The sequence below is a fragment of the Micromonospora chokoriensis genome (assembly GCF_000718555.1).
GTDB lineage: Bacteria > Actinomycetota > Actinomycetes > Mycobacteriales > Micromonosporaceae > Micromonospora > Micromonospora chokoriensis_B.
This window is the reverse complement of sequence record NZ_JOAN01000005.1, coordinates 190,622-209,194: the sequence shown is the minus strand read 5'-3', so window position 1 is coordinate 209,194 and position 18,573 is coordinate 190,622. Positions and strand designations below refer to the sequence as shown.

Sequence of the window (18,573 nt, the reverse complement as noted above, 5' to 3'; positions counted from 1 at the left end):
GATGTAGCTGCCCCTGTCCCTGACGTGGATGTCTACTCGCCGGACAGGTCGGTTCGCATCGCCGCGACGAGGCGGGGTGACATCGCGGTCGAGGTAGACGGCCTGCACCGGCATACCGACGAGTCGCTGGCCCGGCAGGTGCGGGCCGCAGCCAGGGTCGCGTTGGCGTCACTGCAACCGCGGGTACGCGATGCGGAGCCTCCGGTGGACGAGCAGCGGTCTGGTTGGTGAGCGGTCGGATGAGCAGAAGGATGTTGGCCGTTGTGGCTGGCGTTGTCGTCGTGGCCCTCGGGTTGCTTGGCGCGTGGCGGTGGGGGCCGTTCGGCGACGATGAGATTGTTCCCTCGTGCAGTGAGTTGGCGGGTGCCTTGCCGAGCGTCGTCGAGGGGGCATGGACCCTGACACGTGCCGAGCCGAAGCGCGAGTCCAGCAAGTCTCTGGTCAACTGCGAGTTCGACTTCTCGTCGGCCGAGCGGTCGTATCAGGGCAAGATTGCCGTGAGTCTCACCGGGAGCGACGACGAGGCATATCTGCGCAATACGGCGACGGAGGGTCCCTGTTACGGGGAGGCGGTGCCATACCCGAGCGCTGCCAAGTACCGGGTCGCGCGGTCATGCTCCGAAAAGATCAACGAGAAGGTCTTCGCGGGTGTATTTGTGGCATCTGACGACCGGTACGCGCACGTCTACGCGGACTTCAGCAACCCGGGCTCTGCCGTTGAGCAGCTCGTCGAGTACGCGAACACCACCGCTCAGCGCATCACCGACCGGGCAATGACCCTGAAGTCGGCCGAGTAGGAGCATGCCGTGGGCAAGTTGGAGCGCTACTTCGCGGACGTGGCCCGGATCAAGGCCGAAGGCGTCTCCGCCAACGGTTGGGTGACGGTCGTTCGGGACCACGACGCAGACCTGAAGGTCGACATCCGGCCCGGAATGCTGCGTCGGTGCGGTCCGGACCAGGTGGCGTCTGAGATCCGGACGGCCCTGCTCGCGGCCGTGGCGGATCACCGGCGGCAGTACCGCCAGCTGCGCATCGACTACTTCGGCTCGCCCGTCGGTGTCGAGCCGTTCACGCCGATCGAGCCAACGCAGGGGGAGGGACACGGAGCATGACTACGGACACGTCGGCTCTGCGGGTCGAGTCGCGGGCCCTGGTGGCCTTCGGAGTGGAGCGTTACGAGGACGCGGTGACCTACAGCGCTGTTCGCCGCTACGTCGGCGACGTCGGTGCGATCCCGGTTGCCGCCTGGGGCACGCTCGAGGGGATTTCCGACAAGCTCAACCGGGACTGGGCGACGGCCCTGGGTAGCAGGTTGTCCGAGGCGAACATCGCTCGTGACGAGATGGAGCGCATCGCCGACGGGCTGATGCAGATCGCCGCGGACTACGAGGGCACCGAGCTGGACGTCGCCACCAACTTCGACGTTTTCAACCGGGATCTGGGCCCCTATCTGCCGCTCGGTGATGGCTACGGCAGCAGCGTACGGGTGCGTCCGGGTGGTGCAGGCATCCTGTCCCAGCCGTACGAGCGTCAGCTTCCGGGCGACGAGCCGGTGTTGGTCATTCCGGAGGGCAACGACCGGCTGGGCGCGACCCGCAGCGAGCGGCTGCCGCGGACCCGCGTCGTCGAGGAGCCGCTCACCATCGGCAGCACCGACGGCAATAACCTCGGCTTTTCCGGCGGCCGGACCACCTACTACGAGAACGGCGAGGGCGACCAGCTCGACACGTTCATCCACGAGCACCGGGACACGCTTCTGCAGCTGGAGGCGATCCTGATCGAGCTGGGCACCGGTCAGCGTCTCCCACTGAGTGACCTGATGGTCCACGCCTGGCGATCGGCGCCCAAGGTGATCTGGAACCGGGCCGATCTGGTGCATTCGGCCGCCGGCACCTACGCCGAGCTGCGCGCCGAGATGGACGGCGAGCTGAAGAACCTCAAGTTGTACTGGGAGGGCAGCGCCTCGCAGGCGTTCAGCCAGTACGCCGAACGCGCCTCAGCGTACCTGCTTCAGCTCGAGACCCAGACGCGCTGGCTGGCCGAGGAAGGCAAGAAGGCCGCCAGCATGCTGGAAGGCCTTCGCAACGCGTACGCCGGCCTCGGCTACCAGCACATCGGCAAACTCATCGAGGCCCTCAATGGCTACATCGAATCCGTCAACGGCCTCTTCTCGTCCTGCTCGAACCCCGAAGCGGCCCTCCTGGCGGTAGTGAAGGACTTCGTGACCTTCCTGCTCGACGCGGAGCGCCGGCACGTCGAAGCCATGTCGGACCTGATCAAGATCGACGAGCAGGAGCGCAAGGAACGCCCCGACCTTGGCACCCGCAGCCACAACACGACGCCGTTCCCGCAGGCCGAGGTGGGAGCCAACGCCTGGCTGGACGGCGGTAAGTGGACTCCTCGGCCGGACCGCCCGGCCGCGTGATCGAACGCCCGGGAGGTGCTAGCGCCCAACGGGCAGGCTGTCGCGGGATGACGGCGTGACCTGCAAGAATGCGCCGCATCCGTGGCGAGCTTTCGAGAGGCCTACTCGAATTACTCCGGGCCTCCGGCGGAACGGATCCGATAAGTTTAACGCTTGCGGGCCATCTGCGACGAACCCCAGCTCCTCGTGCTGGAAAACCTCACGAGCGGTGTACGCATCGCCGGAGGCCCAGCTCTCGTGACCAAAGTCGACGGGATACGCGGCAGGTCTCACGTGACCCAGACAACCCAAGTAGCCCACCAGGGGGCGCCGCCGCCGGGACCGATATTTCCGGTTAGACCGATCGTTGTGGACTCGCGCTGGTGCAATGCAGGTGTCCTTAGTTGGCCGAGATGAACAAGCTGTATACGCGGTTACGGGTGGCGAACCCTAGAGCTCAAGCCTGGTTCCGGCGGCTCAGCGGGGTTCTTTCGAGGCCAGAGGGAAGGTCTCGAAGGTCCGGGGGAAGAACAGTCACCGAGTCCCTGAAAGCGCCTAGAATCTGATCGGCAGTGAGGCCTTTTGCAGTCACGTTCTCCGAGCCTCCAAGATCGTGGAAAATCGCGCCCTCGAGGCTGGCGCGGTTTAGCTTTACTCCGGTCAAGTTGGCTCCGGCGAAATTGGACTGCTGCACCTGAGCCTTGGACAAGTCTGCCTTCTGAAGGCGCCCACCCACGAAGCTAGTGCGCCTAGCCTTTGTTCCGATGAAGCTGACTTCTCGCATGTTGCAGTCGTTGAAAATGGAGTTGTTAAAGACCGCGTAGTCCATACCAGCTCGCTCGAAATTTGCCCCCTCCGCATCCGCCTCCGTGAAGCCCGAGTATCGAAGGTTTGCGTCGCTCAGCTGCGCCCCGCATAGTGATGCCCCGTGGCCGATCACGCCCTCCAGGTTGGACTTCTGCATACGCGCGCCACACAGATTCGCATCCTGCAACACGGCATGACTCGCCATCAATCCGCGGAGATCAGCTCTTGCGAGGTTCGCTTCGCGCAATACAGACATCTCAAGCGACACGTTAACGAAATATGCTTCCTCGAGATCCGCTCCAGTGAGGTCGGTGTGTCGAAGGTCGACTCGATGTCGTTCCGGCCGACGGGGTCGGCGGCCCAACACGCTTAGCGCCGCTTGGACATCAGCGGCAACATGGTCCAATATTTCTGCGGTTTCTGTAGCGGAATTTACGTCGTCAGCGGGAGTGGCGCTTTCCCGATCGCCATTACCGTCGACGCGAACCTTCAGCAATCTGCGCTCTCGGATGAAGGCCGCCAACATGTCGACGACCGCGCCGTGGTCGCGCGCCGATTCGCTCATAATGTGCTCCAAGGCGTAAACGCCACCCAGTCGTTCGGTTTGTTTATCGGAGGCCAGTTGCGCAATCGCCTTCGAGTATCGGTCGGTCAATTGCCCACGTCGGCCGACTCGGAATGTCTGGGCTGTGAATACCAAGCCCGCCAAAGCGGCTGTTCCACCTACGGCCGCAAGAAGGACTTGCCTCGTTCCGTTGCGAGCGTCCGTCTTGTCCTTTCCCTGCAGATGCTTTGACGGCGTGGCCCACCAAGCCAAAGGCCCGAGCAGCAGCACCAGTAGGGCTACGATACCGGCTGCCGCCACGCAACCCAGTGCGATGGCTCGCAGCTTCATTAAGCAGCCGTAAGTCTTGACGTCCCAGTTGCGTCGGTTCCAATCTCGCATCTGCGCTCCTTGTCAAGCACTGGAGTTCGGTCTGAGGCTCTGCGATTGCAGAGTTGCGGCACGAGGTGTGAATTCGTCCGCCAAAGGAGATGAAGCAGTGGGAATGCCACACGGCAATTGACTAGGGGATTCAAACACGGTCCAGGGGCGCTAACGGCAATTGCGGCGATGCCATCAGCGCTCAAGTGCGGCTCGCATCAGCGCGACTAGGTCGCCGAAATTAGAATCGTCGGCCTCTCGAAGCGCCGCATAATACGAGACACGATCACTGACAAGGTCAGGTGTGACACCTGCCCCTAGTAGCTCACGCGCGCCCTGATCCACAATCAGACGCGCTAGCCGACCGTTTCCGTCGAGAAAAGGCGCGATGGAAACCAGTCCGTGGTGAAACCGTGCAAGTAGGTCAAGAGCTGTGTCGGGATCCGTTTTCGTCGCGCTCACATAGGCGCTCCGCCACCACGAGAGCAGCTCCGCCAGTCGGGCGGGAATCTCGTGCGGTGGTGGAGGGGTGAATATTTGCTCTCCCTGTGCTCCCATGACTGTCGTCTGTATGCCACGGAGCTGGCCACCGATTACGACTTGCGGATTTGAAGCAAGCATCGTTCGGTGAATAAACATGAGTTCGGAAGTGTTTAACTGTGATATTGCGCTTCGGCCCTCATTCCATATTTGATCAGCTACCTCCGCGTTGCGCAGAAGCTGATATATGACATCCTGCCGCTTGGCACTAAAGAATGCAGCCTGCTCTTCGGCTGACATGGGCCGACGCAGGTACTCCAGTCTCAATCCATATCCGATTGGAGAGTCGAGGAGATGACGCATCCGCTCCAGATGAAAAATCTCGTCATCCGGGCCACCAGCCGCGCGGAGTGCGGCGCGCTGGCCGACGGTTAGGTACTGATTGATGAAGAAGATGAAGCCTGATGCACCATTCGGCTCGACGCCCTTCCGGTCTCGGACGAACTTCTTTCGAATTGTAGTGAAGGATGGCTGGGTCGGCGGGAAGTAGACGGCCGCAATGAAAAGCCCTTCTCCGCGCCGGGAAAGGATATCCTTCTTGCCGTCGGGACCACCCAGGGCCGCCTGGGGATCAACGTCTGAGTAGCCGCTGATTTGCAGGAGGCCTGCGCAAAGACGTTCGGCCTGGATAGAGCCGAATCGCCAATCCCGTAGCGATGCCTCGGTCGTCACACTCTAGGAGTATACGGTACTGAGTTCTATGCATCCCCCTGCCCAGATCCTTGGATTGTCGAACTCGACCCTCCCATCGCGACGCATTGCTGAGGTTCAGCGGTTGCCACCGACCAATGGGGCCGCATACCAGCTTGGTCGGGACGATAGAGGGCGGCTTGACCGTGCCGCGGCAAGACGAACCGACGCAAGACTCTGCCAAGTGAGGCACGTGCCCGGCTTGACTGGTTGCGCCCGAGCGCAAGTTGTAGGGCGGGTACGGCCGCTTCTGAGGATCTTTGAGGTGCTCTGCGTCTTGATGATCGCGTCGAGTTGAGCCAGCCCTTCCGTTGCGGCTACCGCTGACCTCTTCGCTGCCGATCGCACCATCCGCGGCATGTCTGTCCGATCGCGCCTGAGGGTTGCTCGTGGCGCTGCGAGTCTGCCGGATTCGTGTGTCCGGCAGCGAGTTCGCCATACGCCGACCAACTCGCTTGCTGCGGCGGTAATCGTGGTCATGCCGGCTGCCGCCGCCTACCGAGATCGCCGGACGAGTGGGCGTCGACTGGGCGCAAAGGCCGTCCGTGGCGACAATTTGCCGGTTGTTGCCGGCTCTGAACGTTGACCAGATGGGCGGGACTGACCAAAGGGCCTAGAGCGCGTGACGCCAGAGCATTCAGGTCGTCCGTGGGATCCTTCAAGGACCTGGCGGTGGGCCGTGGTCCGGCGACGAGTGAGATGTGCACCGTCCGGATCCGCGGTCATTGCCACTGGACGGTGATGGGGTGGTGCGGGCGGGCGAGAACGATGCGTCCGACTGAGGGGTCCGCTTGAACGGGAGCGTCTGGAATCTCGAAGCGGACCGTGCGGGAGCGGTAGGTGGCATTCCAGGTTCGGATCTCCTCGCTGACGTGGTGCGCGAGGTCCCGCCCGTTGGGTCCGTGGCCGATGACGCCTACCTCGTACAGTCTGCTGCCGTCCGGCCTGGTCGGGGCCGGCCTGGTGGTGAGGTAGGCGAGGTCCGCGCCGCGTGTGGTCGCCATCGCGCCCCATTGAAACAGCGGGGTGACGGCGCCGCGTTGGATTGCCGTGGGCTTCACGTTCATCCGCATGATGGCGTTGTCGAGGCGGCAGGCCAGCCAAAGGTCCATCCACTCGTACGGCTCCCACGGCGGGAAGAACACGTCGGTCCAGATCTTGCGGCGTTCGGTTTCCAGTACGCCGACGAGCGCTGTGGCATCAACCTCCTGATCTTTGTGCACCTGCAGGATCACGTCCTGCTCGGGGGCGAGAGGAACGAGTCGGCGGGCGTCGTCGTTCATGCCGCGCAGCGGCATGAACATGGCCAGCTCACTGCCCTGATCGCGCCAGCCGCCGTCGTACCTCTCGAAGATGATCGAACGCGAGGCGGCCCCGCGCAGACGGAGCGGCACGACGAGTCGTCCGTCGGGGGCGAGCTGCTTCAACCAAGCCGTCGGCGTCTCGTAGGCGCCGACGGTGGCGATGATCCGGTCATACGGGGCACCCTCCGGGTGGCCGAGTGCTCCGTCGCCGTGGAAGACGTCGACGTTGGTGACGTCGGCGGCGGCGAGACGTTTGCGCGCACCCTCAACGAGATCCTCGTCAACGTCGATCGTGACGACGCGTTCGCTGTCACCGACGACGGCTGCCAGGAGGGCAGCGTTGTAGCCGGTGCCGGCCCCGACTTCCATGATCCGCTGGCCGGGGCGTACGTCGAGTTGTTCGAGCATCATGGCCACGATCCGCGGCTGCGAGGCGGCGCTGATCGAGATGCCACGGGTGTCGGTCTTGGTGTAGACGGATTCGTCGGCGTACGCCTGCTGCACCGGTACCCCTGGGAGGAACAGGTGGCGCGGGGTTCGGCGCATCGCAACCTCGACAGCGGACGTACGGATAATGTCCTCGGCGCGTAGCCGGTCGATGAGATCAGTTCGCAGGTCGGAGGCCTCACGAAGCATGGTCACTCGCTCGACGCTAGTGGTCGTGAAGGTGGGTTCTGAGGTGGACACGACTTCAGTCACGGCAGACCAGGTCTCCCGGTCCCGACCGGGCGGGCCCGGATCGTGCTGCGCGGTGGCCGAGGCGGCGTAGCGGCCAAAGCCGCGGCCCGCTTGGCAGATGCAGCGGCAGCCGAGCGATATAGCCGCAGGAGATCAGGAAGTCTCGGGCGTGCTCGCTGGTCACCACTACGTCGACTGGCAGCCCGCACTGATCGACGACCTGGTGATGACGGGCGAGCAGCGCGGTACCAATGCCCTGCCCCCGGCGGTCTCGCGCCACGTAGAGCCACGCCAACCAGTGATGTGGCGCGTCGGACCGGTAGCTGTTCAACAGGGCGTTGAGCTTCTGAAACCGTGGCATCGCTCTTCTCGTGAAGGTACCTAGGTGATGATCCGACAAGCCGGGTGCGTCGTCGGCCGGATGTCGTCGCCAGACCGCGACACCGCCCATGTCCGGCAGCAGGTCGACGTCGCCCCACTCAACGGCATGGTCGACTTCCATTGCCAGCAGTCCCTGGAAGACGGCTTGCCGCTCCGCCGGGTCGGAAACGAGCCACTCGGCCACCGGGTCTTCGGCGAGGCCTTGGGCCAGGAGAGCGGCGATCGCAGCGACATCGCTGGGCTGCCCGGGTCGTACGAGCAGGGTCGTCACTGCGGGGGTCACAGCGCCCTCCGGCGTGGCAGCGGTCCGCTCTCGGGAAAGCCCGCGGGCCGGGCGGCCTCTGGCTGTCCGCGCCACATCCGCCAGATCGTTGGCCCGGTGGTGGGAAGAATCAGCGGCGGCCCTGCTCGGTACCCGAGTCTGGCGTACAGCTCACGGTTGCGGAGGTTGCTGGCCTCCAGGTATGCGGGCATGCCGAGCGTGTCGAGCTGGCGGTGGTGATGGCTCAGCAACGCGGCGCCGACCCCGCGGCTCTGCTGATTGGGGTTGACTGCGACGTAGGCGAGGTAGTGGTGTGGCTCGTTTGGGTGAAATGCCTCGAACACCGCGTCGAGGAGAGCGAACTTCGGCGCGTACACCCCGGTGGCCGCTTCCAGCGCAGCCGGATGCTCCAGTGAGCCATTGGGCGGGGGTTCGGGGCGCGGATACCAGATCGCGACGGCGGACAGGTCTGCGGTGGTGTCGACGTGGCCGTGGTCGAGGCCGTGGTTCAGGACCAGCTCGAAGTACCGGCGGTAGACGGCGCGGCGGTTGTTGTGGTCAGGGACCAGCCAGTCGGCTACGGGTCCGTCGAAGAAGGCCTCGGCGAGGACGGAGATCAAGTCCTCCGCGTCGCCGTGGCCCGCCTGGCGCACCGTCACGCTGGTGCTGATGTCAGTCATGGTCACTCCTGGCTCTAGTCAGGCCGGCTGGCGGACGGCTGCGGGGCCACGGAGGGATGCGGTTGCGCTCTCCGCGCCGAGGCCGATGGCCTTGTAGACGTCGGGCTTGGCGGCCCGAAGGATCAGCGCCCAGGCCGCGCCGATAAGGGCGACGATGGCGTACGCGGCAGGGAAGAGCCAGCGCAGCGGCGAGTGCGGGTGAACGCCGAGGAGGGTGTCGAACTCCTGCACGGTGACGACCAGGATCGCCGTCAGCGCGATCGTGGCCATCAGCGGCGCGACGACGGCCCGCCAAGGCCTCTCGGTGTGTCTGATCCGGGCGAAGTAGCCGATCACGGCGGCAGAGGTCACGGTCATCAGGGCCAGGACGCCGAGGCCACCGGTCACAGTGATCCAGAAGAAGAGGTGCACGATCGGGTCGGCGTTCGCCACCGCGTAGCCGACGAGTACGGCCACCGCGATGACGCTCTGGATGATCGAGCCGACCTTCGGTGCGCCGGTGCGGTGGCTGGTCCGACCTAGCGCGGCGGGGAGTACCCGTTCACGTCCGAGGGCGAACAGGTACCGGGCCACGGTGTGGTGGAACGACAGCAGCGCGGCGAACAGACTGGTGATGAAGAGGACGCGGCCGATGGTGATGACGCTCGTGCCGAGGTGCGGTGAGACGAGGTTGAAGATCAGATCGGTGCCGTCCGCGCGGGCGGCCTTCACGATCCTCTCGGGACCGGTGGCCACGGACATGGCCCACGCCGACAGGCCGTAGAGCAGACCGGTGATCGCCACAGCGATGTACGTGGCGCGCGGTACGGTCCGGCGTGGGTCCTTGGTCTCCTCGCTGAAGACGACGGTGCCCTCGAAGCCGACGAAACCTGTGATCGCGGTGACCAGTGCGGCGCCGATCCCGGCGGCGAAGATGTGCGACGGGGCGAGGGTGTCGAAGGTGACCGTCCCGCTGGCGGGGTGGCCGACCATTACCGCGTCGAAGACGAGGGCGACGGCGCACTCGGCGACGAGCATGACCGCCAGGACCTTGCCGTTGAGGTCGATGCGCAGTAAGCCGAGAATGGCGACGACGGCCCAAGCGATCAGAGCGCACAGCCACCAGGTGGTGTCCCAGCCGTACTGGCTCTGCAGGAACTGGGCGAGGACCGCGCCGAACCCGCCGTACAGGCCGATTTGCATGGCGTTGTAGGCCAGTAGCGCGACCATGGCTGCGGCGACGCCGGCCGGGCGGCCGAGTCCTCGGGTGACGTAGGTGTAGAAGGCGCCGGCGTTGACGATCCGCCGGGACATGGCGACGTAGCCGACCGCGAACAAGGCGAGCACGGCAGCGACGACCAGGTACGACACGGGGATGCCTGGCACACCGGTAACGGCGTACCCGGTGGTTGCTCCGCCGGCGATGACGGTGAGTGGCGCGGCTGCGGCGATCACGAAGAACACGACGGAGGGGATTCCGAGTCGGCCGCGTGCCAGGACAGCGGCGACGGTGTCAGGTTTCGAGTGGGGCATGGTTTCTCTTTCGCCTGGGGTGGTTTGTGAACCGCACGTCAGGAGGTGCGGTGGCTGAGAACGCCTGCGCCGATGACGCTGCTGAGGTCGGCGAGGAGGTCGCGTAGCGGTAGCCACGATTGATTCACCAGTTGGCGCAGGTGCGCTTGAGCGCTGTACGGCGCGCCGTCGAGCAGGGCCGCGTCCAGTTGGGTATGCACCGTCAGGCCGGCCAGCGCGATGTCGAAGTGGTCGAGCTGCCGGTAGTTGCGTACCTGCTGCGACAGTCGTGCCCACGACCAGGCGGCAGTGTTGATGTCGGTCGGCACGTAGACGGTGCGTTGCCGCCAGAGCCGGGTGACCTGCGTCTGTTGAAGGAGCCCGACCTGCCACATGCGTGTGGCGACCTGCTCGTAGGCGGTGGTGGCCAGAAACGCCAGCCAGGTTCGGGTGTCGGTGTGCTGCGGTTGGGCGATCAACCGGTCGAGGACGAGGTGCTGCAGCCAATCCTTCGGCGGGAAGGTATGGAGGACGTGGACCCTCCCTCGCTCGAATATGATTCGGCGTTCGTAGTACAGCTCGATGAGCAGTGCGGCGGCGAGGCCCGAGGCAAGTCCCGTGTCGTAGAGCCGGGGCCGGCCGGTCTGGTCGTCGTGGGCCATGTAGAAGAACTCGTCGGCGATGCGCGGGGAAATTGCGGCAGCGGTACCGACGGCCTTCACCGGCCGATGCGGCGGTACTGGCTCGCTGTGGGCGGGCACGGCGTGCTCATCGGCCGCGCCAGTGGGTCTGTTCACCGCGGCTGGCCTTCCGGGAGTGAGTGGTTGGCGGCGGGGAGCAGCCCGAGCCGGGATAGAAGGCGTCGGCCCCCGGCGTGGCGGGTGAGCTCCTCCACCGCCCAGATGTGCTGTTGGCATTCGTCATCGCTGCAGTGGAAGCAGGTGCGGCGATCCACGTGCTGGAGCACCGTCAGGCGGGCCGACTCGAAGCGGTCGACGGGGCGGGCGCTCTCGTCGGTGCCGGTCACGGCGTCTGCGCAATCCGGCGTAGCGCGGCGACGCTGACGAGCAACTCCATACACGGCGGGTGGAGATCAACCTTGGGGTAATCGCACTGGGGTCGGTGGCCGCGTACCCACATCCACTCTTCGCTGAGGTGCGCGAGGTCGGTGCGGAGCCACGCGACGACGACGTCGACATACGTGCCGGGGGTCAGGTCCCGGCCGAAGGACCAATCGTCGGGACCGAGCCTCAGCAGCGTTCCGGGCTCGACGGCAGGCAGATTGCCGGGGTCGTTCATGGTGTCGGCTCTTCGTCGCTTTGAGAGCTGAGACGGATCTGCCGATCGGCAGGCACGCGATCAAGACCGGCCCAGAAGGCACGGTTCGCAGCAGCGAGCTCTTGAGGGGAGGGCTGGTTCGGGCCGGCCGCGCCGGTCCGGTTCCATCCGCCGTGGTGACCGAACAGCGTGGCCGCGCCTTCGCAGTCGATGCCGAACGGCCGGTACTGCCGACCGTCCTGCGCCGGGACGAACCACTTGATTCGTTTCGCCACCGTCATCTCCCCTCACTGGGTGGGTGCGCGGCCGGGGCCCACCGACCCTGGCCGCGCACCCGTCCGGCGGGTGCAGGGACCGACTCGCGCGGGGGACGCGACGGACAGCCCCTGCACCCGGCTCGACTGGGTGGTGCCATGGCAGACACCTGCCCAGCTGGCTCTCGGGCGATCGAGCAACCGCTTGGTGGGTCTGGGCCTACCAGCGAATAACTGATTGCGAGTCAACGATCACGGAATGCTGTGCGACTGGGAATGCCGACCTCTGGTCCGACCTCGTGTACCGACCTCCGGTCCGACCGTCCTCTGAGCTGCGCATTCATGGTTGCGCAGGAACCACCGCCAAGATCGTCTCGCTATTTGTCAGGGTTACATTGGGCCCACCGAGCCGGCCGCATGGTCGATCGGCTTGAGACGAAGCCGCGGAGGCCGCCGGTGACCAGACCCAGTCCGTACGTCCGGCGACGATGGCTTGGCCGCGAGATCAGGCGCCTGCGTCACGAGCACGGCCTGGCCGCTGAACCGCTCGCGCGCGCCGTGGGGTTCCCGCGGCAACAGCTCAGTGCCATCGAGAATGGGCACCTCGGCCCCGACATCGATCTGGTCAGCGCGATCTGTGACTACCTGGCCGTCGGCACCAACCGGCGGACAGCCATCATGGACGCGGCGACCGACGGCTGGGCGCGGGGATGGTGGATGGCCGACGCGGAACGAATGGGTGCCCGGCAAGCCACCTACGCGGACCTGGAGAGCGGCACTAGAACCATCACGGAGTACGCCTTGGCGCTGGTGCCCGGCCTGCTCCAGACGACGGCGTTTGCCGATGCTCGGCTGCGCAGCGATCCTGCCCGTCACGCCGAGACCTTCGACCCCGCCGCGGCGGTAGCCGCCCGGGCGTACCGGCAGCAACTGCTGCTCGCGGCCGACGGGCCGCGCTACGACGTTGTGCTCGACGAAATCGCGATCCGACGTTGCGCCGCCGATCCCCACATCGTCGCCGACCAGCTCTGGCACATCGTCACCGTCTGCGCTGCACACCCCACCGTGACTGTCCGAGTGCTACCGATCGACGCCTCTATCAAGGGCCATAGCGCGCCCAGGTCCGCGTACTCGATCTACCGCTATCGCGACACGCCGGACTCCGTGGCTGTCGCCGCCGACACGCTCACAAGTGATCTGATTTACACCGAGCCGGATGAGGTCCAGCCCTATCTGAGCCTCCACAGCCGGCTCAAGGCCGCGGCGCTGGCACCCGAGATGAGCCTCCACCTGCTGCGCGTCGCGGCGCAGGGCCTGTCACCCGTCGAAGGAGTTTCCGCATGACCGCGCGATACACGACGTGGCGCAAGTCCACCCGCAGCGATGATGGCAACTGCGTCGAGGTCGCCAACGCAGTCGACGGCACGGTCGGCGTACGCGATTCAAAGGACGTCACGGGTCCGATACTGGAATTCCAACCCGCTACTTGGAGCGCCTTCACTGGCGGCATCCGGGCCGGAAAGTTCAGCCGTTGACCCTGGCCAGAGTGCGCTGCAGCGCCATACGGTGTGGCTCGACCTTCGACGCGGGGGCGTGATCCCAAGGGATCCGTGGCCCTCTGGGCCCGATGTTGGCATCCTGGACATCGAGTCCGCATGTCTTCGTGTAGCCGACCAGCAGTAGCGATGCGCCCGCTACGGGTGGACGTGAAAGGGGGAGCCAGTGTCACGTCATCCCGACACCCTTGTCGAACTCGGTCGGCAGCCCAGAGGTGATGCCGACGAGAGTTTCGGCCTTCACCTGCGAACGCGCCGGGACTGGTAGTGCCCCGCCACCCGGATACGGTAATCAGCCCGAACACCCTGCTTAGCGACGCCCGTCGGCGGCTAGCCTCACCTCGGCGGCCGGGTCAATCACTGTCGCGCAGCGAGCTGGCCGACGCCGTCAACGCCGCTCTTGATCGGCTTTACCCTGGCAGGGTCCTCACCGCGCACTACGTCGACTCTCGCTGGATCGGCAAGCTCGAACGCGGCGAGCACCGTTGGCCCAGCGAAGAGCGTCGCGCTGCACTCCGCCACGTTCTAGGGGCCGCCAGCGATGGCCAACTCGACCTCTACAGCCCGCGGCGTACCGACGTCACCACTGCCGCCGATGATGGCACTGAGCAGCCGATGCCGGGAAGCTGGGATGAGACGGTCTATCAGCTGCGAGCCCAGTGGCACCTGCTGGTCCAGAACGACAAGCTGTTCGGACCGCAGTACGCCTTGATCGGGGTTACGGCTCAGCTAAATCTGCTCGACCAGCTGCTCAACGACGTGCCATCGGCGTTTCGCCCCAGCCTCGTACGCCTCGCGGCGCAGTACGCCGAGTCGGCCGCCTGGTTGAATCACTCGCTCAACGACGCTCCGGCCGCTCAGCTTTGGACCCGGAAGGCGCTCAAGTGGTCGGATCAGATAGCTGACCCGACCATGACAGCCTGGGCGACGTACCGCAGCAGTCAGCACTGGCTTATCGCCGGGAAGCCGCACCGCGCTGTCGAAGAAGCCGAAGCTGCGATGCTGCAGGACAAGAAGGTACCCAGCCCGGTGCGTGCGGCACTCCGCGTGCAGCATGCCCACGCGCTCGCCACAGTCGGCGAGCATCGCAAGGCCATGCAACTCCTGGACAACGCCCACGAGTGGGCCGCAGACCGCAGCCCGGGTAAGCCCGAAGGCGAGCACGCCTCCTACTGCACGAGCGGCTACATCGAGGTTCATCGAGGCGCGTGCCTGAGAATAGGACGGCGTCCCGACGAGGCCATTAAGGTGCTCGACGCCGCACTGCCGTCGATCCCGTCGCTCCACCGTCAGGATTTCACCGCAGCCCTGCTGACCAAGGCCGCAGCCCATGTAGCTGCTGACCAGCCTGAGCAAGCGGCCGCTACGGCACATATCGCCCTACCGATCGCTCGGCGAGCTGGTTCACGCCGGATCCTGCACCAACTCGGCCAGATCGGCTCCGCTGTTGACGAGCACCGCCACCTGGACGACGTCCGTGCGTTCCTCGACGACCTTGTGGAGACAGTCTGATGGCATCAGACCTTGAGCTGTCCGCGATGCGACAGGCCATCACCCTCTCCGCTCTTGGCGTGGGCACCACGAGCCCGAACCCGCCCGTCGGGTGTGTGATCCTGGATCAGCACGGAGCGGTAGTGGGTGCGGGCTTTCATCGCCGCAAAGGGGAGCCGCACGCTGAAGCGCACGCTCTCAAAGCAGCGGGAGATGCGGCCCGCGGCGGTACAGCTGTCGTTACGCTTGAACCGTGCAACCACGTCGGAGTCACGCCAGCGTGTCGCCAGGAGCTGATCAACGCCGGTGTCTCCCGGGTGGTCATCGCCGTCATGGATCCAACCTCCCGCGGTGAAGGTGGTGCCTCGATGCTCGCCGCCGCAGGTGTCGAGGTCGAGACCGACGTGTTGCGCGACGAAGCCCTGACCGTCCTCGAGCCGTGGCTGACCGCAACCGTGCGGCATCGGCCGTACCTGACATGGGCGCTTTCAACGGATGGAGAGCATCAATCGGCGGCGGAAAAACGCTTCCTGCTGGACCTTCGCGCAACCGCTGACCTTGTCGTTGCGGGCAAGACTCTCGACGAGGGCATTCCAGGGGGCCACGCAAGCGCTCACTTCGAGCTACCTGGCGACGCCGATATCGGCGGCAGCGTTTTGCAGTGGCTGTCGGCCGCCTACGAAGGCGGCGTACGCAGCACGCTCGTAGTCGGGTACGAGCACGCCGCCGCGCTGCGACCGCACCTGCACGCCGTCGACGAGTTCGCCGTCGCTGTGCCGCGAACTGACCCATCTCAAGCGTTGGAAGTGGTCCATTCCGACCTCATACCCATCGGTCTCCGACTGGTCGGAGTCGTGGCTCGCGCGGACGCGTTGACTTTCCGCATGCGACGCCTCCGCGCGTAGCGCGGAGTAGGACTCGCGCCCGGACACCTGCTGATCACCGCCCGCCGACACATGACAGGACAAGAGACCCGTCCCGCGCAGAGTTGGTTTGCCGGCGAACGAGTTCTTGTCCAAGTAGGTCCTTGCAAAGACGCGCAACTGTTTGGCCGGACTAGCTGTGACGGCACGAGTTGCTTCCACCAGGACGGTTACAACTGGCCCTACCGCGAAGAGGAGAGGGACTACTTTCGACACGGCAAGTCACCGCAGCGGACGGGCCTAGCCTATGCCGGCCAGGACCGCGCCCGTGCGAACCCACCCTCATCTGCCCATCAGGGTGCATTCAGCTAGCGGAACGTGTGGACGGCTCCCGGATTCGGCTTCTCATTGGCGCCGCTTCAGACTGCGGCAGTAGCCAAACGGCAAGCAGCCGAGTCAACACTCACGACGCCGAGGTTCCCTCGGCAGTGGCCACACCCGCGATCCCTCCGAGCATCATTCTGATGCCGTTTCGCTGTAGGCGTTCGTTGGGTGGCGTCCTCACGTTGGGTTGTGGCATCATCCACTATGGGCAAGAGACGTCGCGAACCTCGAAAGTCATCATCGGCTACGCCGCCAAGAATAGTGTCGCAGCGAGATCCGAGGCTGCCAGAGCCCACTCCCGATCAAATCATCGAAGCCAAACGAAGTCGACGAAACCGCGAATCGCCAACGTTCGCTACCGCGAAAGGTTTTGACGATTACCTTGAATGGTTTGCGGCTTCGTCTGATCCATTTGCCGAAGCCTTCCTTGCTTCGCATGTGCAGTCCCGCGATGCCGTGATTGCACAAGACGGCAGGGAAGAGGTGCGTCCGCTCCCCCCGGAGAAGGTAGAAAAGCTCAGGAGTTTAGCCACAACCTCAATCCAGAGGCTTACCGATAAACAGCAAGCCGCCATGGATCAATTGAGAAGCCTCGTGGATGGCCTTGATCCGCTCCCGCTGATATGTGGCATGATTTTCGCGACGCGCGCAGAGCGATGGAGTTCGTACTTCGAACCTGACACGATGCCAAGAGACTTAGACCTTGAGCTGGTAGTCAGCATCGTTGCTTCATCACCCATTCCGGAAAGCTGGAGACCTTGCCAAGTCGACGATTGGCGAACTGTCTCGGAAGCCGCCAAAGAAGTGCGCATGTGGGCATATACCTTGAGCCTCGCCTACGACTATGCCAACGAAAGTTCGCCGGAATCTACGTTTCGGAGAGAGATGCTTCAGCGCTGGCTCGCCTATCGTGGAGACGCGTATACCCCGCACGCCACCTCGTTGGCCGAATCGTTGGCGCAAGGCAAAGAGCAGACCCTGCTTGATCGGTGCGGATACGGAGTTGACGACTTAATCAGATTAGGCTCTCGCATTACGAATCGATGGAATCAAAGACTTACGCCGGCGCTCGCGGCGGCATGGGACGCGGCGGCTAAAGTGCTCGATGAAGCACCATCTAGCATCGGCGCAGCGAGCGATGATTTCAAACACCTTTGGTATGAGGGCGTGCTAACTGCGCTGCCGTGGGTCATGGGTACGCCTCTAGGTGCCCTGGGAGCCGACACCGATAACGATCGAGCTCGCGCCATGGTGGAAGACCTGGGCTGGCGTCCAGGCGAAGCGCCAGCTTTTACCTCAGTCTTCGTGGACGTGCCGCAGCGCACGAAACCATTCATGATTCTGCCGTCACCACGAGGGAAGGCTGGGCCGGATGTTGCCCTTTTGGTGCACCCCGCAGCTCTCACCACTGACTTGCACCTGACTGTGGAGTCTCTCCTCTCGAAAAAGATCAAGAACTGGGAGCGCGCCCGGGCAGATGCCGTCGATGCACACGTGTTAGGTCTGCTCAAAGAGGCGCTGCCTGGCAGTGTTGGATACAGTCAAGTCTTCATCGAACTCGCAAAAGGTAGGGCAGAAATAGACGGCATCCTACTTTATGAGGATATCGTCATTGTGATGGAAGGTAAGGGCGCACCACTGAAGACGGCTGCGCGAAGAGGTGGCGTCAACCAATACATTACTCAGCTCAAGCTTCTGATCAGTGAAGGAAGTTCGCAACTGGATCGAGACTATCATTATGTAATGAATGGCCTTCCGGCGAAGTTTTACAAGACGGCAAATAGCAGCCGGCCGCTAATAGAAGTGGACGGCTCAAAGGTTCGCAGGTGTTACCAATTGCTGCCCACTCTTGATGGCCTCGCAGATATCGGTACCCGCGTCAGGAGGCTGAATGATTGGGGTGTTCTGGATGCGAGATGTCGGCCCTGGATCGTTGGTGCGACTCACCTCAACGTTGTCACCGACACCCTACGCCGTCCAGCAGAACTCCTGGGGTACCTGGAGTTTCGCGAGCGGTGGGTTGGACACCCGCAGCTTGTGATCCTGGACGAGCTTGAGATGCTCGCACTATACCTTTACCAGGTCGACTTGGACCAACGACTAACGATGCTCGGTCCGAATTCCGGATCCATCATGCATATGCCACATCAGTACGAGTTCGATGAGCAATACGCATATCTTGAAGGACGGGGTATATCTGTTCCTCCGTTGCGGATCAAAACCACCGCCCGTGTGCGCCGTTTCGTCGATGAGCTTCAGCGCACGAGGCCCGACGGCTGGCTAGCGTCCGCTACAGCCGCATTTCAGATTCCCATTACGGTAGCTACGGCTCTAGACCTCATGCAGAGCACGCTTGCTCGTGAGGCCAAGGTGGATGGGATCGCCACATGGTCGGATGGTACGCATGCCATCATTGTGATTCGCTCTCACGATTCTGCCAGAACCATTTCCAGTAGGCGCCTTCAGCAAGCCGCAGCACGCTACGTCGTTTCCATAGTCCTCGAGCAGAAGGGCGGAAGGACCCATTTAAAGCAAGTAATCTATAACGGCAGCGCGCCGAAGAATTAGATTCGCGAGGCGGTGGG

Annotated in this window: 19 protein-coding genes; 9 read left to right on the top strand and 10 right to left on the bottom strand. The window is 64.2% G+C overall.

What is annotated here, in order from left to right:
• The first annotated feature begins 24 nt into the window (after positions 1–24).
• The 4 genes from IF46_RS0109570 to IF46_RS0109555 are packed head-to-tail and all read left to right on the top strand — an operon-like array spanning position 25 to position 2,425.
• Complete coding sequence (locus IF46_RS0109570; RefSeq protein ID WP_030487940.1) at positions 25–231, top strand: hypothetical protein; 207 nt, start codon at positions 25–27, stop codon at positions 229–231.
• A gap of 8 nt (positions 232–239) precedes the next feature.
• Positions 240–797 carry a hypothetical protein gene (locus IF46_RS0109565; RefSeq protein WP_051723792.1) on the top strand — a complete coding sequence of 186 codons (558 nt, stop codon included), beginning with the start codon at positions 240–242 and terminating at the stop codon, positions 795–797.
• Between the two features lie 9 nt (positions 798–806).
• Entirely contained in the window at positions 807–1,112 is a 306-nt protein-coding gene (locus IF46_RS0109560; RefSeq protein WP_030487938.1) for a hypothetical protein, read from the top strand.
• A 53-nt stretch (positions 1,113–1,165) separates the two neighbouring features.
• Positions 1,166–2,425, top strand: coding sequence for a hypothetical protein (locus tag IF46_RS0109555; RefSeq protein WP_232233988.1), 1,260 nt, complete (start codon positions 1,166–1,168; stop codon positions 2,423–2,425).
• A 436-nt stretch (positions 2,426–2,861) separates the two neighbouring features.
• Here the strand turns inward: IF46_RS0109555 and IF46_RS33720 are convergent, their stop codons facing one another.
• The 10 genes from IF46_RS33720 to IF46_RS0109515 form a co-directional block, all read right to left on the bottom strand.
• On the bottom strand, positions 2,862–4,157 hold the full coding sequence (locus IF46_RS33720) for a pentapeptide repeat-containing protein (RefSeq protein ID WP_084597846.1): 1,296 nt from the start codon (positions 4,155–4,157) through the stop codon (positions 2,862–2,864).
• Positions 4,158–4,331: 174 nt separating this feature from the next.
• Positions 4,332–5,348, bottom strand: a complete 1,017-nt coding sequence (locus tag IF46_RS33715; protein ID WP_084597845.1) for a Fic family protein — start codon at positions 5,346–5,348, stop codon at positions 4,332–4,334.
• Between the two features lie 740 nt (positions 5,349–6,088).
• On the bottom strand, positions 6,089–7,306 hold the full coding sequence (gene fxlM / locus IF46_RS0109550; protein ID WP_036391602.1) for a methyltransferase, FxLD system: 1,218 nt from the start codon (positions 7,304–7,306) through the stop codon (positions 6,089–6,091).
• Between the two features lie 55 nt (positions 7,307–7,361).
• Complete coding sequence (locus tag IF46_RS33200; protein ID WP_157562816.1) at positions 7,362–8,012, bottom strand: GNAT family N-acetyltransferase; 651 nt, start codon at positions 8,010–8,012, stop codon at positions 7,362–7,364.
• Positions 8,009–8,671, bottom strand: coding sequence for a GNAT family N-acetyltransferase (locus tag IF46_RS0109540; RefSeq protein ID WP_030487934.1), 663 nt, complete (start codon positions 8,669–8,671; stop codon positions 8,009–8,011). Before IF46_RS0109540 ends, IF46_RS33200 begins: the two co-directional genes overlap by 4 nt.
• Before the next feature lie 18 nt (positions 8,672–8,689).
• Positions 8,690–10,183, bottom strand: a complete 1,494-nt coding sequence (locus IF46_RS0109535) for an APC family permease (RefSeq protein WP_030487933.1) — start codon at positions 10,181–10,183, stop codon at positions 8,690–8,692.
• Positions 10,184–10,221: 38 nt separating this feature from the next.
• Positions 10,222–10,884 carry a GOLPH3/VPS74 family protein gene (locus IF46_RS0109530; RefSeq protein WP_198041413.1) on the bottom strand — a complete coding sequence of 221 codons (663 nt, stop codon included), beginning with the start codon at positions 10,882–10,884 and terminating at the stop codon, positions 10,222–10,224.
• Positions 10,885–10,955: 71 nt separating this feature from the next.
• The gene (locus IF46_RS0109525; protein WP_030487931.1) at positions 10,956–11,189 is read right to left on the bottom strand and encodes a hypothetical protein; all 234 of its coding nucleotides are present in this window, start codon (positions 11,187–11,189) and stop codon (positions 10,956–10,958) included.
• Positions 11,186–11,461, bottom strand: a complete 276-nt coding sequence (locus IF46_RS0109520; RefSeq protein WP_030487930.1) for a hypothetical protein — start codon at positions 11,459–11,461, stop codon at positions 11,186–11,188. The genes IF46_RS0109525 and IF46_RS0109520 overlap by 4 nt, the downstream gene beginning before the upstream one ends.
• Positions 11,458–11,721 carry a hypothetical protein gene (locus tag IF46_RS0109515; protein ID WP_030487929.1) on the bottom strand — a complete coding sequence of 88 codons (264 nt, stop codon included), beginning with the start codon at positions 11,719–11,721 and terminating at the stop codon, positions 11,458–11,460. Before IF46_RS0109515 ends, IF46_RS0109520 begins: the two co-directional genes overlap by 4 nt.
• A 429-nt stretch (positions 11,722–12,150) precedes the next feature.
• Here IF46_RS0109515 and IF46_RS0109510 point away from each other — a divergent pair, with 429 nt between their 5' ends.
• The 5 genes from IF46_RS0109510 to IF46_RS34320 all read left to right on the top strand — a co-directional run bounded on the left by IF46_RS0109510 (position 12,151) and on the right by IF46_RS34320 (position 18,556).
• Entirely contained in the window at positions 12,151–13,038 is an 888-nt protein-coding gene (locus IF46_RS0109510) for a helix-turn-helix domain-containing protein (RefSeq protein ID WP_030487928.1), read from the top strand.
• Positions 13,035–13,229, top strand: a complete 195-nt coding sequence (locus tag IF46_RS33710) for a DUF397 domain-containing protein (RefSeq protein ID WP_084597843.1) — start codon at positions 13,035–13,037, stop codon at positions 13,227–13,229. Before IF46_RS0109510 ends, IF46_RS33710 begins: the two co-directional genes overlap by 4 nt.
• 288 nt (positions 13,230–13,517) lie before the next feature.
• Entirely contained in the window at positions 13,518–14,762 is a 1,245-nt protein-coding gene (locus IF46_RS0109505) for a hypothetical protein (protein WP_157562810.1), read from the top strand.
• Positions 14,762–15,646, top strand: coding sequence for a bifunctional diaminohydroxyphosphoribosylaminopyrimidine deaminase/5-amino-6-(5-phosphoribosylamino)uracil reductase RibD (gene ribD / locus IF46_RS33705; protein WP_084597842.1), 885 nt, complete (start codon positions 14,762–14,764; stop codon positions 15,644–15,646). Before IF46_RS0109505 ends, ribD begins: the two co-directional genes overlap by 1 nt.
• A gap of 603 nt (positions 15,647–16,249) precedes the next feature.
• A complete protein-coding gene (locus IF46_RS34320; RefSeq protein WP_157562808.1) occupies positions 16,250–18,556 on the top strand; it encodes a hypothetical protein in 2,307 nt (768 codons plus the stop codon).
• Positions 18,557–18,573 lie beyond the last annotated feature (17 nt).